This window comes from Microbacterium sp. bgisy203, from assembly GCF_057706945.1.
This window is the reverse complement of the sequence record NZ_JBYIPF010000004.1, coordinates 290,365-301,616: the sequence shown is the minus strand read 5'-3', so window position 1 is coordinate 301,616 and position 11,252 is coordinate 290,365. Positions and strand designations below refer to the sequence as shown.

Genomic DNA, 11,252 nt, shown 5'->3' with positions numbered 1-11,252 from the left:
TCCGGCAGGTGCCGGGTTGGCTGATTCTTGGTCAGCGTAATACGCCTGTTCGACCTCGGCGGGGGTGCGCATGTCGAGCTCGCCGTGGAGGCGGGAGTTGTTCCACCACCACACCCATTCGAGGGTCGCGAGCTCGACCTGCTCGACCGTTCGCCAGGGCCCGCGCTGGCGGATCAGTTCGGTCTTGTAGAGGTTGTTGATCGCCTCGGCGAGGGCGTTGTCGTAGCTGTCGCCGACGGTCCCGGTGGAGGGGACAGCGCCGAGTTCGACTATGCGGTCGGTGTAGACCATCGCCATGTAGTTCGACCCGTGGTCCGAGTGATGCGTCAGCCCGGTGAGGTCGCCGCCGGCGCCCCAGGCGGCCATGTCCAGCGCCGGCAGCGGGAGGATCTCCGACCGCAACGTCGAGGCGACGTTCCATCCGACGATGCGTTTCGAGTAGGCGTCGGTGACGAACGCGACGTAGGCGAACCCGGACCATGTGGCGACGTAGGTGACGTCGCAGACCCAGAGTCGCCGCGGTGCTGGCGCGGTGAAGCGGCGGTTCACGAGATCGCTCGGCAGCACGGTCGTCTTGTCCGAGCGGGTCGTGAACACCCTCTTCGACTTGCGGACACCGCGCACCCCGGCCAGGCGCATGAGGCGGTCTGGTCCCGACCGATCTCCCACCCTTGCCGACGCATCAGGGCGTGCATCTTCCGGCGCCCGTAGACACCGTAGTTCTCCGCATGTAACCGGGCGACCTCCGGGACGAGGAGTTCGTCCTTCAACTGCCGAGCCGACGGCGCGCGGCCGACCGCGGCGCGATAGCCGCGTGAGGTGAGAAAGCCCTGCACTGCCGGGCGCAACATCCGGCAGATGAGCTCGACCCCGAAACGATCCCGGTACTCGTTGATGAACCGGATCATCTCGGTCAGGGGCGGTCGAGCTCCTTCGCGAAAAACACGCTCGCAGCCTTGAGGATCTCATTCGCCTTGCGCAGCTCGGCGTTCTCCTTCTCAAGCTGCTTGATCCGCTGCGCGGCCTCGGTCGTGACACCAGGCTTGGCGCCGGCGTCGACCTCGTACCGTCGCTGCCAGAGACGCAGTGTCTCCGGGCTCATCCCGAGCAGCCCAGCGACGTGACGGACCGCGCTCATCATGTTCGGGTGCGACGGCCGCGTCTCCGCGAGCATCCGCAACGCCCGCTCACGCATCTCCGGCGAATACTTCCTGTTCATCGAGTTCCATCCTTGCTTGAAGAACGGAACGAAAGTCAGGCCGATTCAGCCCTCGCCGCCACGCTGATCTGGATCAAGACCGACTTAATCCACACGGCCTAGAACCCGGTCCCGCTGGGTCCGCTCCCAAATACCTCCCTGTGCACCCTCCGAAACTCCACACGTCGGAGATCGTTTGTCTCGTAGTCCTCTTCGTCGAAGTCCTCATTCGGGTCCGCGGGCGCTGAGTCGAACTCATCACCCTCGAGTTCCATCAGCAAGTGTAGATAGAGATAAAAGAGGCTGACGCCCGGAGTGATTGTCCGTTCGTATTCGTCATCGTCATCGTCGGCCTCGTTCTGGCCCATGAACATGTACTCGTCGTCGGCGCGAGAAGCCGGGAGGCTGTGTTCGAACCATGCAACAGCGAAGCGGGCGACGCGCTCCCCGTGGCGACTCATCTCTCGATCGACGTCGGCGATGGTGTCGAGGCCGACTTCTCGAAGTTCCTTCGCGCGAAGGGTCGCGTACTCAGACGACGGCTCAGCCAGCAGCGCCCAGCCAAGCTGATCCGCAATGTACGCGTCGGCGGTTCTCACAGCGCTCGAAGATGTAGCTAGCGACCGAACGGAGTCTCTATCGACCGGAACATTCACACCCCGCTTCACGGCGGAATCCGTCTTTCGAGCGTGCGACTTCGCGTCCTTGGTGAGTCGGACGAACTCGTCATCGGCAAGTTCAAGAATTCCTGCTAGCCGTGCGAATCGCCGGTGTATTTCCTGAGGAACGTCAACGGACGATTTGTAACCGAGGTCGTGCTCGATTTCCGCCCAGGCGTGTTGGAGGATCGATCGAACCTGAATCTCGAAGTAGATACCGGCGAAGATGCGCCACTCAGCAAGGGCAGCTCGGTCGTCCTTGAGCTTCACGATTAGGTGGTAGGACCGGTACCCGAATTCATCGGCGTTGAGGTCTGCAATCTTGTCGACGGAGCGCTTGCCGTCCACGTCGAACTCTTTGCGGAGCAAGGCGACTACAGCGTCAACTTCCGTCGCCAGGTGTGTAATCACCCGCACGCCCAGGAGGTCATGAAGGTCTCCGAACGATCCATAGCGGTTGGGGCTAGCGTCGATCTTCGCGGAGGCGCTGCCTTCTGTCTTGACTCGGTGCGTGACGCTGTGGACGGGGATTCCTTCATCAGACAACACCTGTTTGATCAGTGACCGTATCTGCTTCCCTCGCTCGCGGTGTGGCTTCGAGGCCGATTGATAGTCGCTACTCCGTGCCACTACTTCGACCTCCTAGCTCGTGAATGAGCGTCTCAGCCGCTGCAACACCGGGAGGAATCAGGGCCACCGTCCCCGCTTCCTGGTCGTACTCGATCAGGCGATCCTTGTGCATTGGCTTGAGCACCTTATTGCGGTAGTCCCCCGCGCGCTTCTGTTCCAGCCACGAAGCCAGGTCTGACTCTCGTGCCTCGGTTACGCCCGACAGAAGCAAGAGGGTGCCCTTGCGCAGTGTCAAGCCGGTCGCCAGCACGCGCCGCTTATCGCCGTTTCGCCAGACGAGTGCGACTTCCCGTTCCACGAGAGCGTCAACGAGGTCCGTGGCTTCCTCGGTCGTGAGTCCGTGGAGTAGCCGAACGAGCTCCGCTACCACCCACTTGCTCATGTACACGACGGCGGTGGCGTCCATGTGGTTGGGGTCTACGTCGCCGCCTGCGTGGCCGACGCCACGGTTATTCCGAATCTCGTAGAGCGCGACGATCATGCGCGGGATCTGGATTCGTGCTGAACGCGGTCCCTGCTCCTTCTCCAAGTTCCGGCATGCGCTCACCATGTCCTTGGGCTTGTGTGCGCGTTGCTCATATGTGCCCTCGAAGTAGCCGGTGAGGATCGTGTAGGCCGCCTCGCAGAGCTTGCCGCCGTTAAGTTCTGACGGCTCCCACCGATGCTCAGCGTAGTTCTTGACGACCTGTTGAAAAGCGTCAAGAAGGTCCGCAACGAGCGGAGGTGGAAGCGCGTTGAACGCGGCCTTCGGATCAAGCGCCATTCGCGATCATCTGCTCAACGGCCTTCTTCCCAGCATCCGTGAGCTTGTATGTCTTGCGCGCCTGCTGGCTCTTGCCGGACTTCTTGAGTTGAAGCACCAATTGCGGACGCTCCTTGATGAGGCGGTCCATGCTTGTGGCTGTGTGAGTCGCGCCATGGCCGAGATCCTTCAAGTCCTTGTTCAAGGTGAACGATCCGAACGACGCCTGTCCCTGAACAACTTGCGCCCAGTAACCGGCGACCAGCAGTTTGTGGGACTCCGTCTTCGGGTCCGCCGCAGAAAACAAGTCAGCGAAGTGCTCCCACCTGGTAGGACTGTCGTCGACGTCGTCGGGGATATCATCTTGATCTTCGTCGTCTTCGCGCTTCTCCTCTTGCGTGTGGACTCGACCACTCGGCTTAGTCGCGATCTCGTATCGACTCGATACCCAATCGATGACACGACGCCTCTGCGCGTCATCCAGTTCACTGAGTGCGTCAAAAACGGCCGACATCGCGGCCAGCTCCGGATCAACCTTGATATCCACCAGAATCTCCCATCCCCAATTAGGCACACAGCTTAGACCTTGGGCCCGACATCCTGCGCCTGAACTCGCGCTTGTGCCTCTCGGCTCCATACGCCTAGACAAACGCAGAGCGAATCCGCGAACCGATCTTCGGACGTGCGTCCCGCCTGCCAATCGAGCTCAGCGCTTCGTGTGGACCACCTCGGGCAGATGCAGTCCAATTGCACGAATGCCGGTGGTGAACCGTACATCCGCGAGAGCGACTGTCACATCTTCAAGGGCGAAAGGAGCGGCCGCTCGATTGAGCCGCCCGGAATGATGCCCGATCGAGGTACGTCAATCGCGTGGCCAATTCTGACTACGCCTGCGACCGCCGGTGGCCTGTCGAGAGGCCAACAAACACACCGGCGCACGCCGATCGAATGCACGTCACCTACCGTGGGCGAGATTCCCACCGTAAGTGAGGGTTACCAGCCGTAGGAAAGTCCTGGTGACAGGCGGGAATACGCGAAGCCTCGGCGGCGATCTCGGGCCTCTGCGAGCGGGAATGGGTAAAGAATTCATACCCATTCTTTACCCAAACGCCAATCAGCGCCCCTCGAAAGGAGCGCTGATATGGTGTTTTTCTGGCGGTGACGGTGGGATTTGAACCCACGGTAGGGGGTTACCCTACACAACTTTTCGAGAGTTGCACCTTCGGCCGCTCGGACACGTCACCGTCGTCCATCCTACGACACCCGCGCGGATGCCGCGAACCGGCTCGACAGGCGACGAGCACCCGTCACACCCCCACCGAGACGTAGCGTGGAGGGATGACCGCGCGGATGACGACTCAGCAACGGCTCGTGCTCGCCATCGCCGTGCTCGGCTCGTTCGTCGCCTTCCTCGACGGCACCGTCGTGAACGTCGCCCTGCCCGCGATCGCGCGAGAGCTCGGCGGGGGCCTCACGACGCAGCAGTGGACGGTGGATGCCTACCTCGTCACCCTCGGCGCGCTGATCCTCGTCGCGGGCGCCGCGAGCGACGCCTATGGGCGCCTTCTCGTGCTCCGGATCGGGCTCATCGGCTTCGGCCTCGCCTCGATCGCGGTCGCGGCGGCGCCCTCGATCGAGCTCCTCGTCGCGGCGCGCGCCCTGCAGGGGGTCGCCGGGGCATTTCTCGTGCCGAGCTCGCTCGCCCTCATCACCGGAACGATGGACGAGCCCGTGCGCTCGCGGGCGATCGGCATCTGGACGGCGCTGACGACGGGCGCGATGATCGTGGGCCCCCTTCTCGGCGGCATCATCGTCGACACCGCGTCGTGGCGGTGGGTGTTCCTCATCAACGTCCTGCCGATCGGCACCGCGCTCGCTCTCCTCACCCGGCTCGACCTCCGCGACGAGCGCCGACCCGGCGCGAAGATCGACTGGATCGGCGCGGCCCTGTGCACAGCCGGTCTCGGCCTCGCGGTCCTCGCGCTGATCGAACTGCCCGCGACGGCGGCCGGCGACCCCGCGACCGTGTGGCTCTGGATCGCGCTGGTCGTCGGCATCCTGCTGTTCGCGGGGTTCGTCCTCCGCCAGCGCACCGTGGAGCCCCTGCTCCCCCTCGACCTGTTCCGCAGCCGCACGTTCTCCGCCGGCAACCTCGCCACGCTGTCCATCTACGCGGCGCTGTCGCTCAACGGCTTCGTCGTCGCCGTGTACCTGCAGCAGGGCGCCGGGCGCTCGGCGACGCTCGCCGGTCTCGCGAGCCTGCCGACGACCATCCTCGTCATCGCGCTGAGCTCGCGGATCGGCGCCCTCTCGGGCCGCTACGGTCCGCGCGTGTTCATGACGGTCGGCCCGCTCGTGATGGCGGTGGGATGCCTGCTGCTCCTCCTCGTCGGAGAGGATTTCGACTACTGGCGGCAGGTCCTGCCCGGGATGATCGTGCTGGGGCTCGGGCTCGCGATCACCGTCTCGCCGCTGACGGCGGCGATCCTCGGATCGTCCTCGCACGAGCGCTCGGGCATCGCGTCGGCGGTTAATAACGCGGTCGCGCGGGTCGCGGGGCTCCTCGCGATCGCGTCTCTGGCCGCGATCGCCGGCAGCGCGCTCGATCTCGCGGGGTTCCACCGGGCGGCGTGGGTGACGGCCGTGCTGCTGGTCGTCGGCGCGGTCGTGTCGGCGGTGGGCGTGCGGAACCCCGTCGGGTCTGCTCAGGCCGAGGCGGAGGAGCCGCCCGGGCCGTAAGCTGCGGCGATGTCCTGCGAGGTCGCACCTCCTTCGTAGGTCGGGTGCTGCGGCCACCCGTCGGGCACGTCCTGCCACTCCTCCTGCCGCCCGTATGGCAGCACGTCGATGAGACCGTGCACATGGCCGAGCTGCTCGGTGCCTCGCCCGTCCGTGTGCCAGGTGCGGTACACGGTGTCGCCGTCGCGGAGGAACACGTTGACGGCGAACCCCGCCTCGGGCGGGGCGCCCATGTCGGCACCGAACGGGCTGCCTTCCGTGGAGTACCACTCCATGCGATTGCCGACGCGCTCCTTGTACGCGAGGGCCTCGTCGATCGAACCCTGCGTGACGATGACCATGCGGGCGTCGTACTCGTCGAGGAACTCCAGCCGCGTGAACTGCGACGTCCACCCCGTGCACCCCGGGCACTGCCACTCCTTCCCCGGGAACCACATGTGGCTGTAGACGATGAGCTGGCTTTTGTCGCCGAAGATCTCGGCGAGGGTGACGGGGCCGTCCGGGCCCTGCAGCACGTACTCGGGGAGCTCGACCATCGGCATCCTGCGCCGCTGCGCGGCCACCGCATCGAGCTCTCGGGTCACCGCCTTCTCGCGCACGCGGAGCCGATCGAGCTCGCGCTGCCAGGTGTCGGCGTCGACGACGGGTGGAAGGGCGGATGCGGCGGCCATGGCGACTCCTGGGGCTTCGTTGCGTGAGTGGCGCGAATGCCTTCCATGCTCGCCGGGGGTTCCGACACTGGCAAGGGGGGCACCGCACTGCCAGACTGTGAGCATGAGCGCGATCGAGAACTCCAAGCTGACCGTCGTGGGCGCCGGTGCCGTCGGATCGTCCGTCGCCTACGCCGCCCTCATCCGCGAATCCGCGCGCCACGTGGCGCTGTACGACATCGCCGCCGAACGCACCGAGGCCGAGGTCCTCGACCTCGCGCACGGCTCCCAGTTCACCGGTTCGAGCGACATCATCGGCGGCGCCGACCTCGACGTCACGACGGGATCGCACGTCATCGTGATCACCGCCGGCGCGAAGCAGAAGCCCGGGCAGACGCGCACGGATCTCGCCGGGGTGAACGCCGGCATCCTCAAATCGCTCGTCCCCCAGCTGCTCGAGCGCTCCCCCGACGCCGTGTTCGTGATCGTCACGAACCCCGCCGACGTCATGGCCGTCATCGCGCAGGAGGTCAGCGGTCTGCCGCGCGAGCGCGTCTTCAGCTCGGGAACCGTCCTCGACACGTCCCGCCTGCGCTGGAAGATCGCCCAGCGCGCGGGCGTCTCGATCTCGAGCGTGCACGCCTACATCGTCGGCGAGCACGGTGACACCGAGTTCCCGCTGTGGTCGCACGCGACGATCGGCACCGTGCCGATCCTCGACTGGGTGCCGCTCGACGGCCAGCCGAAGTTCACGGTCGACGAGCTCGACCAGATCGCGGTGGACGTGCGGGATGCCGCATACAAGGTCATCAAGGGCAAGGGCGCCACCAACTATGCCATCGGCCTGTCGGGGGCACGGATCGTCGAGGCGATCCTCGAAGACGAGCACACCGTCATGCCGGTCGCGACCGTGCTCGAGGACTTCCACGGCGTCTCGGGGGTCGCCCTCTCGGTGCCGTCGGTCGTCTCCGCCTCGGGCGCCATCCCGATCCACGAGACCCAGTTCGACGCGCACGAGCTGCACCTGTTCCGTCGCTCCGCCGACGCGCTGCGCGAGGTCGCCGACGCGCTGCGCTGAGCCCGGGCGGTCGTGCCGAGCGCGGGTACGGGCCCGTTCCGCCGCGCGCCCGGGGTGCGCCGCAGGCCCGGGGTGCGCCGCAGGCCCGAGGTGCGCCGCAGGCGGCGATGTCGGATGCCGCGGATAGCCTGGCACCATGGCATCCAAACGCGCCGCGACGACCCTCGCCTACCGTTGCACCGAGTGCGGGTGGACGAGCGCGAAGTGGGTCGGGCGCTGCGGCGAGTGCCAGCAGTGGGGCACGGTCGTCGAAGCGGCGACGCCGACCGGCATCTCGGCATCCGCCGTCGCCCCCCTCGCGCCCACCCGCGCCGCCCGACCCATCACCGAGATCGACACGCGTGAGACCCCGCGGCGCACGAGCGGCGTCGGCGAGTTCGACCGGGTGCTCGGCGGCGGCATCGTGCCGGGGGCGGCGATCCTCCTGTCCGGCGAGCCGGGCGTCGGCAAGTCGACGCTGCTCCTCGACGTCGCCGCGAAGTCGGCCGTCGCCGGGCGCCGCGTGCTCTACGTGAGCGCCGAGGAGTCACTCGGCCAGGTGCGCCTGCGCGCCGAGCGCACCGGCGCCCTGCACCCCGAGCTCTACCTCGCGAGCGAGACCGACCTCGCTACGATCCTCGGGCACGTCGACGACACGGCGCCGGAGCTTCTCATCGTCGACTCGGTGCAGACCGTGTCGTCGAGCCTCATCGACGGCGCCGCGGGACACCCGAGCCAGGTGCGCGAGGTCGCGTCGACCCTCATCCGCGTCGCGAAGGAGCGGAACCTCCCCGTCCTCCTCGTCGGGCACGTGACCAAGGACGGGCAGGTCGCAGGTCCCCGCATTCTCGAGCACCTCGTCGACGTCGTCTGCCACTTCGAAGGCGACCGGCAGACGTCGCTGCGCTTCGTGCGCGCGCTGAAGAACCGGTTCGGGGCGACCGACGAGGTCGGCTGCTTCGAGCAGACGCAGCACGGCATCGCCGAGGTCCCCGACCCGAGCGCGCTGTTCCTCGGGCACGGGTCGCGCGAGCCCGGCACGTGCGTCACGGTGGCGCTCGAGGGGCGGCGGGCGCTCCCGGTCGAAGTCCAGGCGCTGACCCTTCCCGGGTCGGGCCCCAACCCGCGCCGGATCGTCAGCGGCGTCGACGGCGCGCGCGTGGCGATGATCCTCGCGGTGCTCGAAAAGCGCGCCGGCATCCGCGTCTCAGACCAGGACGTGTACGTCTCGACGGTCGGCGGTGTGCGCCTGGTCGAACCCGCCGCCGACCTCGCGATCGCCCTCGCCGTCGCGAGCGCGGTCACCAACAGGCCGAACCCCGCGAAACTCGTCGCCATCGGCGAGCTGAGCCTCGCCGGAGAGGTGCGTGCGGTCACCCAGCACGATCAGCGTCGCACCGAGGCGGCGCGCCTGGGGTACCGGTCGGTCGTCGACACGGCATCCCGCGACCTGCGCGGAGCGCTCCGCGACCTCGCGCGCCTTCACCCGATCGAGCGGGGCGACGAACCGACGTTCTGACCGACGGGCGTCGAGCAGGCCGCAAACCGCGCCGCCACGTCACGCGTCGAGGGCAGCGATCAGATCGTTCGGGGATGCCTGCATGGGGTGCGGGCCGGCGATGTCGAAGAACACCGTCGTGATCTCGTCGCCGTGCACCCCGAGGAAGGCGCGCAGCCACCCCGGCGACTGCAGTCCTACGGCGGGCGGGAGCGCGTCGGGCTTGTGCGCGGCGTCACTGAAGAGAAGCAGCGCCACGTCGCCGGTGTTCGGGTCGCGGTACGTCCAGACCTCGCCGCTGTCGCGGGGATCGTCGCGCTGCCCGGCGCGCATGAGCGGCACGACAGTCGGACCGTGGCGGAGCGCGAATGCGAGGGCCGCCATGTCCTGCGTCTGCAGGGCGTCGGCGAGTTGGGTGTTCCGGAACTCCAAGGGCTCCTTCGCCTTCTTGGTGCGCTTCTTCCCCGCCATGCACACCAGCCTAGAAGAGGGGATGCCGGGGCAGAAACACCGCAGAAAGAGGGGGGCCCTCTCGATCCTCACATTGGGGACTGGGAGGATCGAGAGGGCCAAAGCTCACTCGCCGGAGATGTCCTGTATTCGAGACCACTGGGGTTTGGTGTCGAGAACCGCTGCTGGGGACAGCGGGGACTCGCCGGAGGAACTACGACAAGGGTACGACCGGATGGCGCCGCTGGGGCCTGCCGAGGCCGATCAATGCATGAGAATGTTCTCAGAAAGCGATATACCGTCTCGGCCGCAGATCGGCCCCGCCGAAGCGCCGAGCGGATGCCGCGATCAGCGCAGCTGGAACACTCTCGTGTCCGCACCGACGATGCCGCCGATCGACACCTGCAGGTGGAAGTATCCCGCCGGCGCCTGGGGCCGCGAGGTCGAGTCGCAGGTCTCGGTCGATGACCGCGTGCGATCCCACGCGAGGGGTGTCACGCTCGACACCGTCTGTCCGGCCGCGAGCTGCACGACCTGGTCGCTCGACTCTGTTTGGCAGTCGGTCGAACGCCACCACGTGTCGCTCCCGCTCGTGATGACGAACGACTGCTTCGCCGTGCCGACGTTGATGAGGCACGGCTCGTCCGAGGTGTTCGACAGGGTGATCGTGAGCTGGGGAAGCTCACCGGACCCGTAGACGTCCTTATCGGTCACCGCGAGCACCGAGATGTCGCCGGTGGTGCACGCCGGGATCGGGGTGGCGCTCGCGTCGGGCGCGGGCTCGGCATCCCCCGTCGCGTCGTTCTCCGTCGCCTCCTCGGGTGCGGCGTCCGTCGGGCTCTCGGTCGGCGTCTGCATCGACGGCGCGGGGATGGTCGACGACGGCGCGGACGGCGACGGGCCGGGAGCGCGCCCGGCATCCGCCGCGGCGGCACGCCACGGCTGCCAGATCGCGAGGACGACCGCGGCGACCACCAGAAGGAGCAGGAGCACCGCGACGAGGCGCCGCCGCCGGTAGACGGCAGGGCTCGGACGTCGGCGGGGCGTGCTCACCCTCTCAGGCTAAGCGCGAGTGCCGCTCAGAGCTGTTTCAGCATGCGGGTGTTGCCGAGGGTGTTCGGCTTGACGTGCGCGAGGTCGAGGAACTCCGCGACGCCCTCATCAGGACTCCGCAACAGTTGCGAGTACACGTCCGGGTCGACGACCTGCTCGCCGATCGGCGCGAATCCGCGCCGCGAGAAGAAGTCGACCTCGAAGGTCAGGCAGAACAGACGTGACAGGCCGAGGTCGCGCGCGCGGTGCTCCAGCGCATCGACGACCGCCGCCCCCACGCCGCGGTGCGCCCAGGCATCCGCCACGATGAGCGTGCGCACTTCACCGAGGTCCTCCCACATCACGTGCAGAGCCCCGCACCCGATCAGTACGCCGTCCGCCTCGGCGACGACGAACTCCTGCACGGCCTCGTAGACGGTGACGACGTCCTTACCGAGGAGGATCCGGCGCTGCACCCACGGATCGAGCAGGGCGAGGATGCCGCGGACGTCCGCGGTTCGGGCGGGGCGGACGGTGAACGCGGGCACGCCACCACTGTATTGCCGCACCCGTGCTCCCCGCGCGGCGCGGGTGTCT

At 67.2% G+C, this 11,252-nt stretch carries 10 protein-coding genes, 1 tRNA gene and 1 pseudogene; 3 read left to right on the top strand and 9 right to left on the bottom strand.

Going from position 1 to position 11,252, the window contains the following annotated elements; genetic code table 11:
* From AC3ENQ_RS09165 to AC3ENQ_RS09145, 5 genes and pseudogenes are all read right to left on the bottom strand, one after another.
* Positions 1 to 1,219: pseudogene (locus tag AC3ENQ_RS09165) on the bottom strand (IS3 family transposase); the annotation flags it as partial.
* Positions 1,220 to 1,317: 98 nt separating this feature from the next.
* Complete coding sequence (locus AC3ENQ_RS09160; protein ID WP_431803848.1) at positions 1,318 to 2,487, bottom strand: GTP pyrophosphokinase; 1,170 nt, start codon at positions 2,485 to 2,487, stop codon at positions 1,318 to 1,320.
* Positions 2,474 to 3,250 (bottom strand): hypothetical protein, encoded by a 777-nt coding sequence (locus AC3ENQ_RS09155; RefSeq protein WP_431803846.1) that lies wholly within the window; start codon positions 3,248 to 3,250, stop codon positions 2,474 to 2,476. Before AC3ENQ_RS09155 ends, AC3ENQ_RS09160 begins: the two co-directional genes overlap by 14 nt.
* On the bottom strand, positions 3,240 to 3,776 hold the full coding sequence (locus AC3ENQ_RS09150) for a hypothetical protein (RefSeq protein ID WP_431803844.1): 537 nt from the start codon (positions 3,774 to 3,776) through the stop codon (positions 3,240 to 3,242). Before AC3ENQ_RS09150 ends, AC3ENQ_RS09155 begins: the two co-directional genes overlap by 11 nt.
* A gap of 606 nt (positions 3,777 to 4,382) precedes the next feature.
* Positions 4,383 to 4,473 (bottom strand) — tRNA-Ser (locus AC3ENQ_RS09145).
* Positions 4,474 to 4,567: 94 nt separating this feature from the next.
* On the opposite strand from AC3ENQ_RS09145, the gene AC3ENQ_RS09140 reads away from it, so the two are divergent.
* Positions 4,568 to 5,968, top strand: coding sequence for an MFS transporter (locus AC3ENQ_RS09140; RefSeq protein WP_431803842.1), 1,401 nt, complete (start codon positions 4,568 to 4,570; stop codon positions 5,966 to 5,968).
* Here the strand turns inward: AC3ENQ_RS09140 and AC3ENQ_RS09135 are convergent.
* Positions 5,935 to 6,639, bottom strand: a complete 705-nt coding sequence (locus AC3ENQ_RS09135) for a DUF899 domain-containing protein (protein ID WP_431803840.1) — start codon at positions 6,637 to 6,639, stop codon at positions 5,935 to 5,937. The two genes, AC3ENQ_RS09140 and AC3ENQ_RS09135, sit on opposite strands and share 34 nt — an antisense overlap.
* Positions 6,640 to 6,742: 103 nt before the next feature.
* On the opposite strand from AC3ENQ_RS09135, the gene AC3ENQ_RS09130 reads away from it, so the two are divergent.
* Positions 6,743 to 7,696 (top strand): L-lactate dehydrogenase, encoded by a 954-nt coding sequence (locus AC3ENQ_RS09130; protein WP_431803838.1) that lies wholly within the window; start codon positions 6,743 to 6,745, stop codon positions 7,694 to 7,696.
* A gap of 136 nt (positions 7,697 to 7,832) precedes the next feature.
* The gene (gene radA, locus AC3ENQ_RS09125) at positions 7,833 to 9,194 is read left to right on the top strand and encodes a DNA repair protein RadA (RefSeq protein WP_431803836.1); all 1,362 of its coding nucleotides are present in this window, start codon (positions 7,833 to 7,835) and stop codon (positions 9,192 to 9,194) included.
* Positions 9,195 to 9,233: 39 nt separating this feature from the next.
* On the opposite strand, the gene AC3ENQ_RS09120 is transcribed toward radA, so the two are convergent.
* The 3 genes from AC3ENQ_RS09120 to AC3ENQ_RS09110 form a co-directional block, all read right to left on the bottom strand.
* Complete coding sequence (locus AC3ENQ_RS09120; RefSeq protein WP_431803834.1) at positions 9,234 to 9,644, bottom strand: dehydrogenase; 411 nt, start codon at positions 9,642 to 9,644, stop codon at positions 9,234 to 9,236.
* A 327-nt stretch (positions 9,645 to 9,971) separates the two neighbouring features.
* Positions 9,972 to 10,676 (bottom strand): hypothetical protein, encoded by a 705-nt coding sequence (locus AC3ENQ_RS09115; protein ID WP_431803832.1) that lies wholly within the window; start codon positions 10,674 to 10,676, stop codon positions 9,972 to 9,974.
* A gap of 26 nt (positions 10,677 to 10,702) precedes the next feature.
* Entirely contained in the window at positions 10,703 to 11,203 is a 501-nt protein-coding gene (locus AC3ENQ_RS09110; protein WP_431803830.1) for an amino-acid N-acetyltransferase, read from the bottom strand.
* Positions 11,204 to 11,252 lie beyond the last annotated feature (49 nt).